We start from the raw sequence: 19,029 nt of genomic DNA, 5'->3' as shown, positions 1-19,029 counted from the left end.
AAATCTCTCCTTCAATCATTCTGGGAGCGTTCCCAGATTTGCCAAAAATTTTTATCTTGGTTTTGATGTTGTTTCTCTAATCTTTAACTCACATTTGTACACCCGATTCTCTGTCTTCTTTACATGGTTCATCATATCATGAAGGCTGTGTACGGCATAGATAGCCATGTCTTTTTGAGGTTGTCGAATAGTGGTTAATGGTGGTATATAGTCTTTTGTCATTCTTACCAATGGCAAGTCGTCAAAACCCACAACGGAGAAATCCTTGGGCACTTTAATACCCTTCTCCTGCAAGCCATTAATCAAGCCTACTGCTGCTGTATCATTGAAGCAAAATGCTGCTGTTAATCCTTCCTTGAATACTTCATCCGCTAGAATAAGTCCATATTGATAGGCATCTTCGTATTCATAACCAATATTTCTGGATGAGTTATAAGTAAGACCAAAATCTTTTAATGCCTGCTCATAGCCTCGGTGACGTTCTTGAAATTCGACACTTGTTTCAGCTGCACCGATATGTATAATCTTTTGGTGGCCTAAGTCAATTAAATGTTTAATGGCTTCATAGGTTACCTCATAATTGTTAACATCAATGGACAATACCCCATCCACCTTTAAATTGGTTCCAAGAACAACTACAGATTCCCCTGCTCTAACAAGGACTTCCAACTCTTTCTCTGTGACAGAATCTTCACCAATAAAAATGTAGCCGTCAACACTTTTATTCACCAATCCTAAATAATCCACTCGGGATGGTGAATGGCTATTACGGTTGCAATAAATAGCACCATAGTTAAACTCATCGTCAAAAATATGATTAATGTCATGCACAAATTCTGCATAAAAATTAGCCGATAACTCACGTACAAATACAGCAACAACATTTGTTTTTTTCAATGCCAAGTTTCTTGCAGCTGAATGTGGTTTGTAATCTAACTTTTCAATGGCTTGTAATACTTTTTCTCGTTTTGAATCAATGACCCCTGGTTGGTTATTCACAACACGTGAGACAGTACTTTTTGATACACCTGCCTCTTTGGCTATGTCATATATGCTAATCATTATACTCACCTACTCTTTATATCTAATAGCATATCACAATTTGGGACCGTTTTCAAGACATTTTTTTGTACAATTATAACCATAATCTCTTATCTGCTTAAAATTTCTCATTCAATATGACCATTCATCCGTCTTACAGCCCTATAGTCGTTATTTTTCATGGAGAAATTAAGAAACTATTTCCTCTGCTAATCTATGAAGGATGCCGATCCATAATAATGACGTTGGTATTTTCATTGACCAGTTTTTTAAAGACTTCCAGTTGATCTGTGCCAAGATTATAATGCATAGGGATGGTATACTTCGGTTTGATATGATTAATAAATGCCCCTGCTTCTTCCGTTGTCATGGTTAACTTTCCACCATCTATAGGTGTTAAGGCAACGGTTATGTTCTTAAGCTGGCTCATCTCGGGTGTATAATCGGTGTCGCCTGCATGGTATACGCTAACATGGTCTTTGGTTATGATATAACCTACATTTCCAGCTGATTTTGCATGAGGCGCTATGACTTTCGCTTTAACATTGTAAGCACCTATTGCTTGAATGCGAAAGGAATCATCATCCAGATGTTCACCTGGTTCGATTTTTTGTATGATACAACCTTGTATGTGCTTTGTTAATTTTTTATATACCTTTGATGGACAAACAACAACCGTCTCTTTTTTAACCAGTTTCTTTATATCCGGTATGGAAAAATGGTCTTCATGACCATGGGTTAATAGGATATAATCTGCCTTTTCTTCCCCCTCAATGATAACAGGGTCCAAAAAGATACGTTTGCCTCCTGCTTCCAACTTAAAACTAGATGGAAAGAAATCCACATGATTAACAATGAATGGTACATGAATATTAACGGCCCCTGTAGCTGTTAATACCATATCCTCTTCAATTGTAAATTGTACCGGTTCTGTTACTCTTTTCTTACTTTTGACTAAACTCATTGACATACGCCTCCATTTTTATTTGCATAGACCCTTCTCTATCATTTTTTACGATTCTACTTTTATTATACAGAATCGTTTTCTATAATAAAAGTAAATGATTTCAACCAAAAATAATATTAAAAAAATCCATTTTAAGAAAGTCATGGTATAAGCTATATTGACAAACGTTTTTTCGATTGTAGGATAAGTGTGTAGCAGATAGTCAATGGTTATATTTTCACCAATATCAGCAATACCTCTTAATATAACGGGTAAGTACAATATTTCTTTTCTTATGACTAGCGGATTAACCTGTGCTCTTTCATATAAAACTTGTATCTGCAAGGCTGCAAATGCAACAATAAATAAATAATCCACTTTATGTAATAAACGATAGATTTCCTGTCCCTTATGACCCATTAACTGAAGCCATTCTTTTACATGCTCACTATCGTAATATAGCATCATATCCAAAGTATATTTTATTCCTGTACTGTTTTTTAACCATCTGTCCACAATAAAAAAAGTAATAAGTGTTACGATAAATAAAGCTCTCATGATATGATTTTTTTTCATACTTCCCTTCCTCCTTCTTGACAAATTCGTCATATATACTCTACAATGAGTATATTATTGGTACATATGTTATACTCTAAGTATTTTAAGTGTACCGCAAGTACACTTAGTGTTCTTTAAGTATACCCTCATATAAAACGTATGTCAATAGGGAGGATGAAATCTTGACTTCAATGACAAGAGCTGAGCTTGATAAACAAGCTCGAAGAGATGCTATCATAACCGCTGCTGAAAAAGTATTTATTGAGAAAGGGTATGATGCAACTTCAGTAGCTGAAATTGCAAAAGAAGCTGTTTTTACCAAGACCACCGTGTATAAATATTTCCCAACGAAAGACCATTTATATATGTCTGTTGCTTTAAGGGGTAACGAAAAATTATATGGGTACCTTTCATCTGTGGAAACAGCTGGCAAAAATGGTATAACATTATTACAAGACATGTGCATGCAATACTATTTCTTTTATGAGAAACATCGTTCGTTATTTTATATTATCCACCATGTTAGCTTCATAAAACAAAAAAATCCACAATTATTCCTAGAGAGTTCTTGGACAGATATTGAAGCACGTATCGTTGACCTTGTGCAACAATCAATCACACGGGGTATTACTGATGGAAGCATTAAGCAAGATGTACAGTGTGTGGAGACCACTTATAGCTTTATGTTTATGCTGACGGGTTTTTTTAAAACCCTTAATGAGCATGGCGAATCTTTTGTAAAACACTATGACCTTCATATGAAGCAATTTGTCAAACACGCCATTCATCTGATGATGGACTCTCTTAGACAACATTGATAGTGTACAAAGCGACTACGTTGTTCTTGCTAAGCAAGTTGTTTTGTTAGGAAAGTTTCCTTCGTACAAATGAGAACTTTTCTATAAGAGCAAAAAGGAGATTCTGTTGTTTAGAATCTCCTTTTACATGACAGGTGAAGCTGTTTATACGTCAACACTTCATCCATAATTTTGTCATAACATCTCTAATATTTCTTCCAGACCTTGTCGTGCCTGCAAGTCATAAGCTTTTGCCTGTTGAATAAGTGTTACAATTTTTTTCCTAACTTCAGAGTCAGCAAATCGTTTGCTTGCTTCTTCATGTTGTTCAAAACCACCTTTAATCACATCCATATCCATGGCACATTTTGCTTCTTTTCGAAACAAATCAGCTACATGATGGCATTTTTCTGCTAGATTTGGATGGCATTTTCCTATGTATTCAGTGAAGCATGCTGCATAGGACCTTCCCTCTGCAATCATGACTTGTGCATCATTTTGACACATAAGTCGTTCAATCAGCATAGGCAATATAGCATTTTGAGGAAATTCTTGTTCATGACTAATAGCATTAGCCCAGGCGTCATAAGCATCTTGCCCACCTGCTAATTCATTTCTTATATTTTTTGTTAATGGGTCGATATGGGTTATCTTCTTATTCGTCATAATCTGAATGGCATTCTTAACCATTTCTTTTATACCCGTTTTTTCCACTTGTTGCTCACCTATAGCCATAAGTGCTATGGTTTCCTTATTCTCCCACCAATTATCACAGATAAAATACCCACATTGATGATAGGTTACTCCTTTGTTAAATTCCATATTATCCTGAAAGCAATTCCATCCAAGGATTTTGTGACCATTATCCTGATAACCCGTAATCACACAAGCCTCTGGTGGACCAATGATTCCCAATGCTATAACAGGACTCCCTTGGTCAATCTCAGAAGTAATCAACTGAATAAAGGATGCTTTATCCCCTTGATCTCTTGTCAAAATCTTATATGAACGACCTGCCGCTGCAAACCCTTTTTCAAAAGCTTTATAAGGCTCATTGTATACATTCATAATATCAACATTGCCACCATCCCAATAGTTAAGGTTCCATCTTAATCGAAATGCGGCTCCCGTAGCTGCCATAATATATGCATAATCCGTTGTTTGGCCCATATAATTTAGGCACGCTTTTAATACGGTTGGAAATGGTGTACACTCTTCATAAGTATAAGCTACTTTTGGAACACCATATAAAATACAAGTTCCGTTATTCTTTTCTACACTTTTCATCTTATCTGTTACCTCCAGTATAGGTTGTGAAATCATGAAATATTCCTCATCGCGATAAATGACCGGTGCATACATCCCCATAAACAATCGTCTTCGACCGACCTTACATGATTGTTTCCTAAATCTCGATGGCATCATACCTGTAATGCGTTTAAACGCTCGTGTAAAGGAATCATAACTGCTAAAATGATAATTTGCAGCTATTTCAGTGAGGGATTCTTTTGTATGAACAATTTCAAAAGCTGTATTGGAAATCCTTCTTATGAGCATATATTTGGCTAAGGATATACCTGTGGATTCTTTAAACACTTCTCGAATATGCCGATAAGAAAACCCGACTATCTTTTCTAAATCTTTGTAATCCATCTTATCTTTTACGCTGGTTTCAACAAAACTTGCTACTGACCATATTGTAAGGGAATAATCCATTTTCAAACCACCTTTATTCATCTTCCGGAAGTACATTCATTATAACATGGTTTTAAAATCATAACTCGACATTTTTGACCTTATGTATTTTCACAACTATCCATAACTGATTATTCTAAGCATCTTTCTAAAAATCCATTTTTAATCCTTTAAAAAAGACCTGAGATATGATAAACTATCCAAAAGTAAAAAGGAGATTATACCAATGGACTATGATTATCAAAAAGATTATTGGAACAAGATGGCGGATCATAAAAACTTCACCACACCTTTTCAGTTTGATATTTTTTTAAAGTATGTTCATAAAAATGAGGCTATTTTAGACATTGGGTGTGGCTATGGCAGAACTTTAAATGAGCTATCTGAAAAAGGCTTTACCAAGCTACACGGCATTGACTTTTCCAAGAATATGATTGAACGTGGAAAAAAACAATTTCCTCAGCTAAATTTAGCATGCACCGATAGCAAAACCTTACCTTATGAAGCGGACACCTTTGATGCAGTTATCATACTAGCGGTCTTGACCAGTATTATTCGTGATGATGACCAACGTCAGTTTATCTCAGAAATTCAACGTGTTTTGAAGCCCCAAGGTATCTTATATATTAATGATTTTTTAATAAATTCCGATGAACGAAATGTGAAACGATACGAGATGTATGAAAACAAATTCAACCAATATGGTGTCTTTCAGCTACCGGAAGGTGCTATCATGCGCCATCATCATATCCAGTGGATAACTGAACTGACAAGTCCTTTTAAGCAGATCGCCTTTCAAGAAATGTCGTATACAACCATGAACGGTAATACGTCAAGAGGGTTTTATTATATGGGTGAGAATATGGCCTAGCGAAATAGGCTTGATTAGATTTATATTTATTCATGAACATAAGAACTGATGTGTCTTAATCATACATCAGTTCTTGATAGATATGCTCATATTTTGATTGAAGTATGATAGCCCAAGGGTAATCATGTTCTTCTAACAACATCCCTTTATATAAGGCGTTGACATAATCCCTATTAATTGCATCACCTTTCTTATAGCTGGTGTACACGTTGGATAAGGCAATCATATCCACATGGATGTTTTCTATATTAAATCGCATCTTTCCACGTAAAGATTCAATGGGAATTTTTACATTGGATTTTTGGGCTTGACGTCGTATATAATATAGCGTTGTATAGAGATTATTCATTCCCTTTTTACTATCTAAATCCCGCCAAAGACTATCAATAATTTTATCTTTTGATACAAATGTTCCTTCTTCACATACCAGAAAAGCAATCAGTTCATCTGCTTTTTTTGTCCGCCAGTTTAGATTTATTATTTCGTCACCATGGTACATGGACAATCTTTTAAAACAGTCAATATGTAATGTATGATTCTGTTTAACCTGCTCATTTGGTAGTGTTTTATAATATTCTTCCACACGTTCAACAGATTTCAGTAAACGTTCTCGTCGAAATGGTTTCAATAAATAATCAATTGCATTGAGTTCAAAGGCTTTGATTGCATACTGGTCATAGGCAGTCGTAAAAATAACAGGTACATAGGTTTGTATGTCCATAATACGACCAAATACCTCTAGCCCATGAACTGGCATTTCCACATCAAGAAAGATCATATCTTGCTGATGATTCGGTAAATAGCCAAGGGCATCTAGCGGGTCATCAAAAGCAACCACTTTTGTAATGGTGGGTATTTGTTCTAACAATTTGACAAGTCTGGTTATAGCATGTTTTTCATCATCAATAATCATGGCTTTCATACGATGCCCTCCTTCATATATGGATCTGGTATTTTAATGGTAACTTTACAACCTTTCCCCGGTTCACTTTCGATATGTAAACCCAAGCCATAGTAATGCATGAGCCGCTTATGAATATTTCTAAGCCCTACACTTTTACCCGTTTCATGCAGTAAAATCACACGGTTTATGGATTCTTTATCCATACCAATGCCATCATCTTCTACGGAAAGGATGGTATAATCGGCTTCATGCTCAGTGCGTATGTTTATTTGTCCTTTTCCTGATTTTTTTGTAATACCATGTTTCACAGCATTTTCAACCAAGGGTTGTAAGATAAGAGGTGGTATCATCAGTCCCATATGCTCTTTTTCAATATGGTAGTTACAGTATATTTTATCTTCAAATCTAGCTTGTTCAATTTTTAAATATGCTTGAACATAATCTAATTCACTATCCAATGTGACCCATTGTTTGGTATTATTGAAATCAAAACTCTTTCTTAAATAAAGACTAAAATCTACCAACAAGTCTCCTGCTCGACAAGGGTCTGTGTCACACAGGGATACCATTGTGTTAATGGCATTGTAGATAAAATGGGGTTTAATCTGAGCTTGTAAAAATGCAACTTCGTTGGTAATGGCTTCTTCAGCGGATTTTTTCATCTTTATTAATGTCCTCACCCTGGCTCTTAATTCTTCTCCACTAAAAGGCTTGGTTAAAAAATCATTGGTACCTGCTTTAAAGCCGTAAATAAGTGCATCCCTATTCACTTGTGCTGTCAACAATAAAACAGGTAATTGAAATAATGTATACTTTTCACGTATGTATTGGCATAACTCAAGACCTGTCATATCATCCATCATCATATCTAAAATTGCCATGTCAATGTTATAGTGGTCAATCACATAAATGGCTTCTTGACAATTGGACGTAACAAAAAGTTTATAGTTCGCAACAGATAAAATATGGGTTAGTGAATATAAATTCGTAAAATCATCATCTACAATGAGGATAGCATCCTTTTTATCTTTCTGGTATATCTTCATTTTGTTAAAATAGCCGCTATGCATGATTCTCTGGTCTATGTCCTCATCTTGTACCTCATAAGGACCATATGGACCATATCCAGGGCTCTTGCCCCGCAACACTGTAAAATAGAATTTTGATCCTTTTCCTATAATAGACTCAGCCCAAATCTTACCCCCATGGAGTTCAACAAGGTTCTTAGCTATATTTAATCCTAATCCCGTCCCCAATGAAGTATGATTTTCTTCAAATTGTTGATAGGCTTCAAAGATGTTTTGAAGTTTATTGCTGGGTATACCTGTTCCTGTATCTTCCACGCATATTTCTACATACTCATCCACGACTTTGCCATGGACTTGAATATAGCCTGACGTGGTAAATTTAATCGCATTGCTGATGAGGTTCATTAATATCTGAATAAATCGGTTTTCGTCTACATGAACTTTTATGGATGGGTCGATTTCTTGATAAAGGTTAACGTCATCATTTGCAATCAGGTATTTTTGAGTATCAATAATATATTGAGCCGCACTGGCTAGAGAAACATCCTTTAAATGAATTTTCAAGTCATCATTCTTAAGCTTTGCATAGTCCAATATATCATTAACGAGACTAGCTAACCGTCTTCCACTCTGTATGGCATACGTGATGTTTTCTTTTTGCTGATGTTTTAAGTTATCACCGGTATGTTCAAGATGCTCCATTAAACTGATCATGCCATGTAAAGGCGTTCGAATCTCGTGAGACGTGTTGGCTAGAAATTCATCTTTAATCTTATCCTGCTTAATGAGATTTTTTGATAAACGGTTGACTTCTTTGTAAGATTCTTCATGCTGTTTAGCGATAATAAACATGTGCAATACGATAATGATGAACACCGAAAAAGGTGTCATCCCACCGTCCATAACACGAATAACTTGTTTAAAATATAAAATATCAACCACACTTGTAAAAATAACAAACCCATGACCAATCACACAAAGGCATGCGAAATTTCTGCCTTTTTGAATGGATTTTATATTACGAATCATAAGATATATAAATGTGCTGATATACAACGCTTCATAGAACACCAATAAACTTGTGTAGATATGGATGGGTAAAAAGGTAATGGTTATTGTATTGAAAATGGCTAAAACCACCAATAACCGAATACCACGTCGCGAAATTTCTTTTGGAAACAGCTCGTAGTTAAACAAGGTGATGACAACAGGTCCCCACATAATGGTTAGATATTCTAACCATATAATCATCGGAAACTTAATACCAGTTATAATGTGAACAATATAATACTCACCTGTACATATTAAACGAATCGTCATAATGATAAGACTTACAATCAGTAAAATGTGTGCCCGTTTACTATGACGATGTAAGTAATAGATGCCAATCTGGTAGAACAACATGAAGACGATGCCACCCAGTAAAAACATGGTGCGTCTAAAGGATGTCTCTCTAAGATGAACGACTTGCTCATACTCACCGATGATAAGACTATGCCAGATACCAATACGATTATATGTATAATTAGCCACTTGAACAATGATATCAAAGGTGTTATTTTTAGGCTCAAATAGAACCGTTTGTGGTTTATACTCACCTATATAAGCAGCTTTAGATGTAGCCACTTGACCATTGGTAGCTATAACCGTGTCATCAATCATGATTGAATAAGATGTTGACATGGTTAATAGTTTAAATCCCAGTTTCATACCACGTGCGTTTGTTTTAACCCTTAACCGATAAGTCCCATACCCAAAACCTTTTTCACCTTTCTTGTTCTGATCAATGGTAAAGCTACCTGGCACTTTCTGCAGCTGTCCTTGTTTCTGCTTATTTTCTTCAAAATCCTTATAGGTAAGTAATTGATTTTTATATAACGCCCATTCACCATCTAATTTAATGGGACCATCTTTATTAAAATCGTATTGAGATAAATCAAACACTCCATTTTTTGCCTCTATATCAACCGTTTGATGATTGTAATGCCATAGAGCCAAAGAACATATGAAAATGAGTAAAAAAAGAATGAAACTTGTTATTTGGAATTTTTTCGTTACTTTCATGTCCTATGCCCTTTCATGCCATTTACGAATTAGTTCAAATTTATCATGTATTACATGGTTTTTATTATAGCACATATCCTACATAAGACCTACTAGGAATTAAATGGATTTAGGAAGCAAAAGAGGCTACGTTACATCTTGCTTGTTAAGAAAGTATCCTTGATGCATATGAAAACACTTCTTATGCATATACTGCATAAAGATTTTATTATACAACAAAAAAAAGGCTCTCGATATCATTCGAGAGCTATAAACCCACTTCTTTTCAAGTTATTACGCCTTTAATAACCTTTTCTAATTTTACTATTTATAAACTTGCTATCCCTAGTATTTAATACTTCTACAGTATACCATAGCAAATCTCAACAAAATCTCAACAAGCATACTCATATACTCCTAACCCCTCCAAAATACTCCTATTCTACGGTGGATCTAGCATGTTATCTTCTTCGTTATCTTCCACATCATCCATTAAAATTCTGCCTTCGGCGTCATACCTTATATTTAATCGCTTCTCTAATCGTTGCATGTTAAGGATATATTCATCATAGCTACGACTTATAACACGCATATTCTCTACGAACTTTTCATAATAACCATTTTCTTGTAGATTTTTTCTAAATACTTCATTTTGATGTTTAAATTGTTTAAAATAATTGCTATAGTCTTTGTCATCGCATATATCCCTATAACCATCAAGGTCTTTTTCCAACTTCTCCTTTGCATCTTTCGCATTCATTTGTGCAATTTCTATGAGATGTTCATGGACATGTGTATAATGCTTAATCAGCTCCCCAGTATCAATCTCTTCGAGATACATGCGTATTTCTTCTGGCAACACAATAGGTTCTGCTTCATCTAAATAAGTAACCATAGCTTCAAATGCTGCTTGTTTTTCCTTGGTATCAAGGGGTTCATTAAGAAATGACCCAAAGTGTATGACGATGTATTTACCAAAAATTCCAGGGAATAGATGTGCCAATTGCTTTAGTACATAATCTGAACTATTTTGCTGTCGATGCATTAATTGATCATTCAATACAGTATAATCCTGTTTTTCATTACCCATCAGTTTATAAATCATCTCTTTTACAACATCTAATTGATTCATTTGGTGCTGAATATAACCTAAATGCTTGTTCAATATCTCACCCCGATTATTTGGCGAAAGAAGATATTCTTTAATGGTTAAGACAGGCATATCCATGTTTCTTAGAAAAGCGATCACTTGCAGATCATCAATATTATCCTGAGAATAGACTTTATAACCATTTTCCTCATTGATATTGACACAAATAAGTTCTTTCTCTTCATAATACCGTATTGCTTTTTTTGTAAGACCTGTTTTTTTTGCTACTTCATTAATTTTCATACTAATCACCTCACTAGCTATGCTACACTATTCCCCAAGGTTACAGTCAAGTATATATGAAAACTTTTTTAAATCCAATACCTATACCACTATTTTATTTAATCTCTTAAGATTTTTTTCAATGATTATGTCATAATGATAAAACAAAGGAACTACGTCACATCTTGGAAGTAAGTGTTTCGTTAGGAAAGTATACGCTTACAAAATAAGCATACATTTTTAACGGTATATGATAACAATGCTTTTGTTTTCATTGTATTATTCATTGAATAGCTATTCTCATTGACTGGAAGAGATGGAGATGCAAGTGGGGTGAATAAAATAAATGCCATTGAACAGGTAACATTTTATAATACACATAAAAAATTATCTTGTTTTATCGTCAGTAATATTCTAAAAGGTGTTGGTTCAAAAGAAGATGTGGAGGAGTGTGTTAATGATATTATGCTTGAGATTATAAAAAAATACGATCGCTATGATGCCAATAAAAGCAGCATAAAAAACTATGTCTCTATACTATCCAGGTCTAGGGCATTAAATTATAGAAAAAAATTGCAAAAGAATAAGACCGTATTATTTACAGATGATATATTAGTCAAGGATACCAATAGTGACTACATGCGAGACATCCTTGAAAAGGTTATTAAAATGCTCAATTATAGTGAGAAGCAATTGTTTAAGTATAAATATGTATACGAATATGCTAATGCTGATATTGCTAAAGCCATGAAGTTAACGGAGGGTTATACTAGAATAAAAGTTCATCGATTAAAGAAGAAACTGATTAAACTATTAAAGAAACATGGTATTGAAGGCTGGGAGGTATAAATTTATGGATAAAAAATCAATTAGAGCATACATTGATGAGACACATATAGCCCTTTTAGAATCCAATAGTACGCCATTTCGTTTTAAGAAAAGACTAATAGGTGTACTAGCCTGTTTTTTATGTGTTCTACTCATAGTCAATGCTCGTCCACTATATGGGATGACGAAAGCATTCTTTTACAATGTTTTTTATGGTATCGTCATAAACGAGGATGAAATGGATGCATACGGCATATTGGAAAACCCAATCATCAAAGATAACTATACCATTCAAGCCTTCTATCGTTATAAAGATACTGTCTATTACCGAATTAAACATAAAAGTAGTATCGAGTTAAATCAGGTTAACCTAATCTGTTGTGGTGACATACAAATCGAAAACGGTATAAGCACTACAAGTAAAAGGATTGAAGGTGAACACGCTATCCAGCAAACAGCTGATAATAAAACTGATACATACACTACTTTAGAAGGTTATTACCGTAATGTTAAAAACTCAAAAGACTTTACATTATCTATTAATGATGAAAAGATAACCATTGATCTTGTTAAACCTAAACCCATTTCAAACATCATTACATATAAGGAAGATCATTATAATTTACATATGATACCACTATCAAAGGATTACAAAAATTTTGCACTTATCATGGATGGCTTTAAAAAATACGATCATGTTGATTATGAAATAAGGGATATTTACTTGGTGGATTCAAAGAATCAAGAACATTTAGCCATACCAAAAGGAAGTCTTTTGAATGAATATGAGCTATTAGAACCAACTCAAGAAGAAATAGTCGGTATTAGAGGCGGCATACTTTCAAAAAGTTTTCCCAAACCATTTGCTGATGGTATCACCATCCATTTACCCAATCCTAAAAACAAAGGTACTTTATCCTTGGATAAAGTTGTTGAGATAGAGGGATTGCCGACTATAAATATCTTAGAAATATCCAATGATTTAAGGGGTATTCCTGATGACTATATGGAAATGACTAACGCTTCAAAAGGACGAAAAGGTTATAAAATAACATATTTTATTGAAAATAATGGCCATTTTTCTCTAAGTGCTCCGTGGTCTAATGATAGTGGTGGGTATCCGGTAGGTGATAATAGGGTAACAATAATCTATACCAAAGACGACCTTCTCATGCCCAACGATGATACGTTAATTTTTAATATGTATTCTATGCATACCAATGAATATCTTGCATTTAACTTCGACTTACCTTAATGCTCAGCCATCATTGAAAACGACTTCCACAGGTCATTAGTAGTACAGCCCTTACCAATGGTAAGGGCTAGGCTGAGACATATAAAGTTATATCTGACTATAACAACACAAAAAAAGCTATCCCAATTTAGGACAGCTTAATCCTATTTAATAAGTCATTGTTCTATAACATGTTCTCACCAGGTGTCCAATCAACGGGGCATAACCCTCCTGCTTGTAACGCTTGCAGTACACGTAATGTTTCATCAACTGAACGTCCTACATTCAGGTCATGTATAACAGAATAACGAATAACACCTTCTGGATCAACGATAAATAAACCTCGTAGTGCTATACCTTCTTCTTCAAGTAATACACCATAATCATTGGATACGGATTTGGTCATATCAGATGCTATTGGAAAGGCAATCTGACCGAGTGTACCATTAATCCATGCTTGATGTGAATATTGACTATCGATACTAACAGCTAGTACATCTGCGCCCAACTTTGTAAAGTCCTCATACTTCTTGCTGTAGCCTGTAATTTCTGTGGGGCAAACAAATGTAAAATCTAGTGGATAGAAAAATAACACCAACCATTTTCCTTTATAGTCATCTAATGCCACGCTTCCAAAATCTGTTCCATCACCTAGTGCTGTTGCCATTTTAAAGTCAGGCGCCTTTTTACCTACAATTCTTTCCATGTATAAATCCTCCTTGTACGTGTTTTATAAAAGTATTTACGTTTTTCTGTAAAATATTCTCATCCTGTCGTGTCTTTTATATTAAGGATTATAACACATCAATAACGAATTGTAAATAATAACTATTATCATTTACAATTCATTATTATTTTTTCATACCAAATACGACGCTTGCTACTGCTGTTGGACGGCAGATTTCACAAGTGAGTATACTGGAAATAACACTGAGGGAAAGAATGAAAATAAACTGTATGGATGGTCTTATAGTCTGCTGGCTAATGCTTCACCCATTGCCTTTTCAAGATAAGGTTCTATGGACCAAAAATCTTTAAATGCTTTGTAGGTTTTAACCGCTTCTTGACTGTAATTGTCTTTTTTAAAAGCCCGAATAAGAATATTTTTAGGTGTATGTTCCATATCAATAAATTCTAACATCTGAACACTGTACCCCATAATTTCTAAGATATTACCACGGACACTGTCGGTAATAAGGCTGGATAACTTTTCTTTAATAATACCATGTTTCTCCATGGGCTTCATAATAGGATGATGGACCTGTGTCAATAATTCATGCTGGCAGCAGGGAACAGATAAGATAACCTTGGCTTCCCATCCCACAGCTTTAGCTAGTGCAGCATCTGTGGCCGTATCACAGGCATGAAGGGTTACCACCATATCCACTTTATCTTCACCTTCAAAATCCTGAATATCACCATGTATAAAGGTAAGTCCCTCATAACTGAGCTCTCTAGCCATCTTATTGCAAAACTGTATCACATCCTTTTTTAAATCCAGTCCTGTAATCTTAACAGCTAACCCCTGTTGTTTCACCAGATAATGATACAATGCAAATGTCAGATAGGATTTACCACACCCAAAGTCAATGATATGTAGTGTTCTATCTTTTGGAAGGTAAGCCATGCAGTCGGCAACCATTTCTAAGAAGCGATTTAATTGCTTAAATTTGTCATACCGCTGAGCCAACACTTTACCCTCTTTATTCATCACACCTAACTTAACCAAAAAATCATAAGGTGTATCCTCAGATAAAAGATAATGCTTCGTGCGATTATGAGCTGTATCAATTTCTTGACACGTTGGCGGTTTTTTTTGCAGATGCACCTTCCCTTTCTTACTAATCATCCCTTGATAATCTGCCTCAGTGGTAAAGATATTTACTTGTCGAAAGTAATCTTGAACGAGTTCTGCACAAGCATCTATGGCTTTAAGCCCTTCCAGATTGATATGAGATACTTTTTTGGGATATTGGTAACAAAACTGGTACATCACTTGTCCCTTTATATTGACAGGCTTTATAATTACTTTTTGAAAAGCCTCTTCATCCTTTTTCCTTACTTTACTTAATATAATTTGACGAACCTTATGCTGTGAAATCGATTCACCTATTAATTGCAATAGCTTTTCCATTGTCTCTATCACCCTTTCTCTCTTATTATACCGAATACCACGAGTAGCTGCTAGGACTTTTTATTTCCCTTATAAGGTAGCATAAATTCTTGCTCTAATAGAATAAGCCTATTACTCTCTAAGTATGCCTTAGAAAATAATAGACTTATCATAAACGTGTGTCTGAATGTTTGATGTCAATCACTGCATATGAAGTCATCAACTGTTTTTCAATTATTATCTACAGTTGTTCATGTCTTCATTATTTTGCATGTTGTCTTGTGTATGGTTGTTTTGCATATTATCCTTCATGTTATTCTCATGATTATCGGATAACTCTTTGCTAAATTCTGTATTACTGCTGTAGTTGTCTTGCATACTACCACTTTTGTTACCTTTGTTTTTTCTTGACTTAGCCATAAGAAGTTCCTCCTTTTCTAATTTTACAGTAGTATTATGTGTTAAACTTTATATTTTATACATTCATTCACTATTAAGATTTCTTATACGGTAAAGGTATATAGCTAAAATAAATGTCATATTTTGTTTAATCTCTACGTTTTTTTTGGTATAATATGGGTAAGTATACATTCACATTGAAAGAGGGTTTTAATATGAACTATGCCATTAAGAGAATCAGCATTCATAATATCCAAGTGGGTATGGCATTAGCTAAAGATGTCGTTACACATAATGGACTTTTGCTAATTCCTGCCCATACGGAAATGACTCAAAATCATATTTTTAAACTCAATCTATATCAAATTTTAAGTGTGGATATCAAAGATTACTCGCCTAAACGTACATATTTTGATCTTACAGACGACCAAGAAGCCTTCACAGAAAAATTTAACCACTTTAAGTACCGCTATGACTTAAAAAAAGAAGAAGTGGTATCACAGCTTAACCATATTGGGAATGGTGGTTCTGTTGATATGGACGCGTTATTTGAATTAAGCCATGATTTATTAAAAGTTTTAAAAACTAAAAGTGAGTTATTTAATTACTTGAATCATTTAAGGAGTATGGATGAGTACACCTATTCCCATTCCCTTAATGTATCCATGCTATGTTATATTTTTGGACAGTGGCTGGGCTTTCATCATGAAAAAATCAGAGAACTAACCATTGCTGGTCTATTACATGATATTGGCAAGCTCTCAATTGATCAAGCCATCATCAATAAACCTGGCAAACTCACGGATCATGAATTCTCAATTATTAAAAAACATTCAGAGCTAGGCTATCATATCATCCAACATCTTCCCTTATCAGAAAGCATTAAACTGGGTATACTCATGCATCATGAAAAAAGTGACGGTTCTGGATACCCCCTTGGTCTACAAGATAAACAAATTCATCCCTTTGCTAAAATAATTACCATTGCAGATATCTATGATGCCATGACATCGGTTCGTTCCTACCATGAAAAAACATCACCCTTCAAGGTTATTCGACTTTTTGAACAAGAGTCTTATGGACTATTGGACACAGAATATCTCTTTGTCTTTCTAGAGCATATTGCCTATAATTATCTTCATCGAAGAGTGCGTCTAACCAATGGTAAAGAAGGTACCATTATTTTTATACATCCCTCAATCCCCTCTAAGCCCATCATCAACGTAGATTCTGACATTATTGACCTTAAAGACCAGGATAACCTAGAGATTGAAGAAATTATGTAAAGTGGCTGAAAGCCCATGTTTTATAGGTTTCGTCCTCAAAAATTAATGTTTTTATCATTTTTTTAATAAAAATTTAATTTTTTTGTTGAAATCCTATAAAATATATACTATAATGTGAATATATGATTGTGTTGTTTACCCTTCTTATTATGTAGCAATGCATATCATATACACTATATAACCCCTTATTAATTATTTATACTCCCCTCATCAAAATAACCACATGGTGACATGTGGTTATTTTACTGTCTATCTTTATGTGTACTATTCTTCCCAATCCATAGCTCTTGATACTGCCTTCTGCCAGCCTTTGTATTTTTTTTCCCGTACAGATGCTTCCATCATGGGTTCAAATGATTGTTCCAACTGCCCGCTTTGTTTTAATTCATGCATATCGTAGAAACCAACTGCCAACCCTGCCAAATAGGCTGCCCCTAATGCGGTTGTTTCAATCACCTTAGGCCGGTCCACGGTTACACCCAATATATCTGCTTGAAATTGCAGTAAGAAACTGTTAGCTGAAGCCCCCCCATCAACTCTTAACCGATTGAGTTGAATGTGTGCATCTTCCACCATAGCATCGATAACATCTCTTGATTGATAGCCTATGGATTCTAATGTGGCCCTAATAATATGATTGCGATTGGTACCTCTTGTTAAACCTAATATAGCTCCTCTAGCGTACATATCCCAATAAGGAGCACCTAATCCTGAAAATGCTGGCACCACGTAGACCCCACCAGAATCAGTTACTTTATTTGCAAAATACTCACTTTCATCCGATGAAAAAATCAAACGCATTTCGTCTCTTAACCATTGAATAGAAGCACCTGCAATGAATATACTTCCCTCTAAAGCGTACGTAATCTTATCACCTATTCCCCAAGCGATGGTCGTTAATAGACCTTTCTTAGAGAAAATACCTTGGTCACCTGTATTCATGAGAATAAAACTACCTGTACCATATGTATTTTTAACCATACCAGGCTCAAAACAGCCTTGACCAAACAATGCCGCTTGTTGGTCTCCTGCTGCACCTGCAATAGGAATGTTAGCTCCACCTAATGTTTTCTCATGGGTATAACCATAAATATAGCTTGAAGGCTTAACCTGCGGCATCATGGACAATGGGATATCCAACGCCTCTAATAAATAGTTGTCCCATTCCAATTGATGAATATCATACAACATGGTTCTTGCCGCATTGGAGTAATCTGTCACATGGACTGCTCCTCTCGTCATGTTCCAGATCAGCCACGTATCCATGGTACCAAATAGTAAGTCTCCTTGAGCAGCTTTTTCTCTAGCACCTTCCACATGTTCTAAAATCCACTTAATTTTTGTCCCTGAAAAATAAGCATCAATGACTAGCCCTGTATGCTCGCGTATATAGTTTTCTAACCCTTTTTCTTTTAATACCTCACATATATCGGCTGTCTGCCTTGATTGCCAAACAATGGCGTTATAGATAGGTTTCCCTGTATGCTTGTCCCATACAACCGTTGTTTCTCTTTGATTGGTAATGCCAATAGATGCTACTTGGTTAACATGAATGCCTGCTTTTTCTAACACTTCTCGCATAACACCGCTCTGAGTACCCCAAATTTCCATGGCATCATGTTCCACCCAACCTGGCTTTGGATAAATCTGACCAAATTCTTTCTGAGCCACTTCTACGACTTCACCTTTTTTATCAAATAGGATGGCTCTACAGCTGGTTGTTCCTTGATCCAACGCCATGACATATTTTTTTTCCATTGTAACCTTCCTCCTTCATTACGTACGTTACCCTATAACGCTGATGTCTATCTGTAAAGTGGTATATCATGTCTATGTCGGATGTATTAGGATATGTCAAATAACTTCCTTTTTCACCTAATTATAGGATAATATAATCCTATGATGTTAGCAACA

Annotated in this window: 16 protein-coding genes; 5 read left to right on the top strand and 11 right to left on the bottom strand. The window is 35.1% G+C overall.

The window, feature by feature from the left end:
- Positions 1-51 precede the first annotated feature (51 nt).
- From HZI73_RS05460 to HZI73_RS05450, 3 genes are all read right to left on the bottom strand, one after another.
- The gene (locus HZI73_RS05460; protein ID WP_212697246.1) at positions 52-1,062 is read right to left on the bottom strand and encodes a LacI family DNA-binding transcriptional regulator; all 1,011 of its coding nucleotides are present in this window, start codon (positions 1,060-1,062) and stop codon (positions 52-54) included.
- Between the two features lie 193 nt (positions 1,063-1,255).
- Positions 1,256-2,005 carry an MBL fold metallo-hydrolase gene (locus tag HZI73_RS05455; protein WP_212697245.1) on the bottom strand — a complete coding sequence of 250 codons (750 nt, stop codon included), beginning with the start codon at positions 2,003-2,005 and terminating at the stop codon, positions 1,256-1,258.
- A gap of 48 nt (positions 2,006-2,053) precedes the next feature.
- Positions 2,054-2,563, bottom strand: coding sequence for a hypothetical protein (locus tag HZI73_RS05450; protein WP_212697244.1), 510 nt, complete (start codon positions 2,561-2,563; stop codon positions 2,054-2,056).
- A 173-nt stretch (positions 2,564-2,736) separates the two neighbouring features.
- On the opposite strand from HZI73_RS05450, the gene HZI73_RS05445 reads away from it, so the two are divergent.
- The gene (locus HZI73_RS05445) at positions 2,737-3,363 is read left to right on the top strand and encodes a TetR/AcrR family transcriptional regulator (protein WP_246552521.1); all 627 of its coding nucleotides are present in this window, start codon (positions 2,737-2,739) and stop codon (positions 3,361-3,363) included.
- Positions 3,364-3,537: 174 nt separating this feature from the next.
- Here HZI73_RS05445 and HZI73_RS05440 read toward each other — a convergent pair whose 3' ends face one another.
- Positions 3,538-5,079, bottom strand: a complete 1,542-nt coding sequence (locus tag HZI73_RS05440; RefSeq protein ID WP_212697242.1) for a helix-turn-helix domain-containing protein — start codon at positions 5,077-5,079, stop codon at positions 3,538-3,540.
- Between the two features lie 184 nt (positions 5,080-5,263).
- Here HZI73_RS05440 and HZI73_RS05435 point away from each other — a divergent pair, with 184 nt between their 5' ends.
- Positions 5,264-5,908, top strand: coding sequence for a class I SAM-dependent methyltransferase (locus tag HZI73_RS05435; RefSeq protein ID WP_212697241.1), 645 nt, complete (start codon positions 5,264-5,266; stop codon positions 5,906-5,908).
- A gap of 55 nt (positions 5,909-5,963) precedes the next feature.
- Here the strand turns inward: HZI73_RS05435 and HZI73_RS05430 are convergent, their stop codons facing one another.
- The 3 genes from HZI73_RS05430 to HZI73_RS05420 all read right to left on the bottom strand — a co-directional run bounded on the left by HZI73_RS05430 (position 5,964) and on the right by HZI73_RS05420 (position 11,276).
- The gene (locus tag HZI73_RS05430) at positions 5,964-6,830 is read right to left on the bottom strand and encodes a response regulator (RefSeq protein ID WP_212697240.1); all 867 of its coding nucleotides are present in this window, start codon (positions 6,828-6,830) and stop codon (positions 5,964-5,966) included.
- Complete coding sequence (locus tag HZI73_RS05425) at positions 6,827-9,784, bottom strand: hybrid sensor histidine kinase/response regulator (RefSeq protein WP_212697239.1); 2,958 nt, start codon at positions 9,782-9,784, stop codon at positions 6,827-6,829. Before HZI73_RS05425 ends, HZI73_RS05430 begins: the two co-directional genes overlap by 4 nt.
- 541 nt (positions 9,785-10,325) lie before the next feature.
- On the bottom strand, positions 10,326-11,276 hold the full coding sequence (locus tag HZI73_RS05420; protein ID WP_212697238.1) for a MerR family transcriptional regulator: 951 nt from the start codon (positions 11,274-11,276) through the stop codon (positions 10,326-10,328).
- Between the two features lie 312 nt (positions 11,277-11,588).
- Between HZI73_RS05420 and HZI73_RS05415 the strand changes: the two genes are divergently transcribed.
- Both HZI73_RS05415 and HZI73_RS05410 read left to right on the top strand, forming a co-directional pair.
- Entirely contained in the window at positions 11,589-12,104 is a 516-nt protein-coding gene (locus HZI73_RS05415) for a sigma-70 family RNA polymerase sigma factor (protein WP_212697237.1), read from the top strand.
- Between the two features lie 4 nt (positions 12,105-12,108).
- Positions 12,109-13,338, top strand: a complete 1,230-nt coding sequence (locus tag HZI73_RS05410; protein ID WP_212697236.1) for a hypothetical protein — start codon at positions 12,109-12,111, stop codon at positions 13,336-13,338.
- Positions 13,339-13,501: 163 nt separating this feature from the next.
- Here HZI73_RS05410 and HZI73_RS05405 read toward each other — a convergent pair whose 3' ends face one another.
- From HZI73_RS05405 to HZI73_RS05395, 3 genes are all read right to left on the bottom strand, one after another.
- Positions 13,502-14,023, bottom strand: coding sequence for a peroxiredoxin (locus HZI73_RS05405; protein WP_212697235.1), 522 nt, complete (start codon positions 14,021-14,023; stop codon positions 13,502-13,504).
- 261 nt (positions 14,024-14,284) lie between these two features.
- On the bottom strand, positions 14,285-15,451 hold the full coding sequence (locus HZI73_RS05400; protein WP_212697234.1) for a class I SAM-dependent methyltransferase: 1,167 nt from the start codon (positions 15,449-15,451) through the stop codon (positions 14,285-14,287).
- A gap of 216 nt (positions 15,452-15,667) precedes the next feature.
- Positions 15,668-15,850 carry a hypothetical protein gene (locus tag HZI73_RS05395; RefSeq protein ID WP_212697233.1) on the bottom strand — a complete coding sequence of 61 codons (183 nt, stop codon included), beginning with the start codon at positions 15,848-15,850 and terminating at the stop codon, positions 15,668-15,670.
- 194 nt (positions 15,851-16,044) lie between these two features.
- Here HZI73_RS05395 and HZI73_RS05390 point away from each other — a divergent pair, with 194 nt between their 5' ends.
- A complete protein-coding gene (locus HZI73_RS05390; RefSeq protein ID WP_212697232.1) occupies positions 16,045-17,115 on the top strand; it encodes an HD-GYP domain-containing protein in 1,071 nt (356 codons plus the stop codon).
- Between the two features lie 264 nt (positions 17,116-17,379).
- Here HZI73_RS05390 and glpK read toward each other — a convergent pair whose 3' ends face one another.
- Positions 17,380-18,873: a glycerol kinase GlpK gene (gene glpK, locus HZI73_RS05385; protein ID WP_212697231.1), complete on the bottom strand. Its 1,494-nt coding sequence runs from the start codon at positions 18,871-18,873 to the stop codon at positions 17,380-17,382.
- Positions 18,874-19,029: the final 156 nt, after the last annotated feature.

The sequence above is a fragment of the Vallitalea pronyensis genome (assembly GCF_018141445.1).
In the GTDB taxonomy this organism is placed as follows: Bacteria; Bacillota; Clostridia; order Lachnospirales; family Vallitaleaceae; genus Vallitalea; species Vallitalea pronyensis.
This window is presented reverse-complemented; position numbering and strand designations above follow the sequence as displayed.

What these genes read in the sequence shown, in the direction of transcription:
- HZI73_RS05405 (WP_212697235.1), bottom strand. Translation starts at nt 14,023, where the DNA reads ATGGAAAGAATTGTAGGTAAAAAGGCGCCTGACTTTAAAATGGCAACA.
- HZI73_RS05440 (WP_212697242.1), bottom strand. Translation starts at nt 5,079, where the DNA reads ATGAATAAAGGTGGTTTGAAAATGGATTATTCCCTTACAATATGGTCA.
- HZI73_RS05445 (WP_246552521.1), top strand. Translation starts at nt 2,737, where the DNA reads ATGACAAGAGCTGAGCTTGATAAACAAGCTCGAAGAGATGCTATCATA.
- HZI73_RS05455 (WP_212697245.1), bottom strand. Translation starts at nt 2,005, where the DNA reads ATGAGTTTAGTCAAAAGTAAGAAAAGAGTAACAGAACCGGTACAATTT.
- HZI73_RS05435 (WP_212697241.1), top strand. Translation starts at nt 5,264, where the DNA reads ATGGACTATGATTATCAAAAAGATTATTGGAACAAGATGGCGGATCAT.
- HZI73_RS05400 (WP_212697234.1), bottom strand. Translation starts at nt 15,451, where the DNA reads ATGGAAAAGCTATTGCAATTAATAGGTGAATCGATTTCACAGCATAAG.
- HZI73_RS05460 (WP_212697246.1), bottom strand. Translation starts at nt 1,062, where the DNA reads ATGATTAGCATATATGACATAGCCAAAGAGGCAGGTGTATCAAAAAGT.
- HZI73_RS05390 (WP_212697232.1), top strand. Translation starts at nt 16,045, where the DNA reads ATGAACTATGCCATTAAGAGAATCAGCATTCATAATATCCAAGTGGGT.
- HZI73_RS05410 (WP_212697236.1), top strand. Translation starts at nt 12,109, where the DNA reads ATGGATAAAAAATCAATTAGAGCATACATTGATGAGACACATATAGCC.
- HZI73_RS05430 (WP_212697240.1), bottom strand. Translation starts at nt 6,830, where the DNA reads ATGAAAGCCATGATTATTGATGATGAAAAACATGCTATAACCAGACTT.
- glpK (WP_212697231.1), bottom strand. Translation starts at nt 18,873, where the DNA reads ATGGAAAAAAAATATGTCATGGCGTTGGATCAAGGAACAACCAGCTGT.
- HZI73_RS05395 (WP_212697233.1), bottom strand. Translation starts at nt 15,850, where the DNA reads ATGGCTAAGTCAAGAAAAAACAAAGGTAACAAAAGTGGTAGTATGCAA.
- HZI73_RS05450 (WP_212697244.1), bottom strand. Translation starts at nt 2,563, where the DNA reads ATGAAAAAAAATCATATCATGAGAGCTTTATTTATCGTAACACTTATT.
- HZI73_RS05420 (WP_212697238.1), bottom strand. Translation starts at nt 11,276, where the DNA reads ATGAAAATTAATGAAGTAGCAAAAAAAACAGGTCTTACAAAAAAAGCA.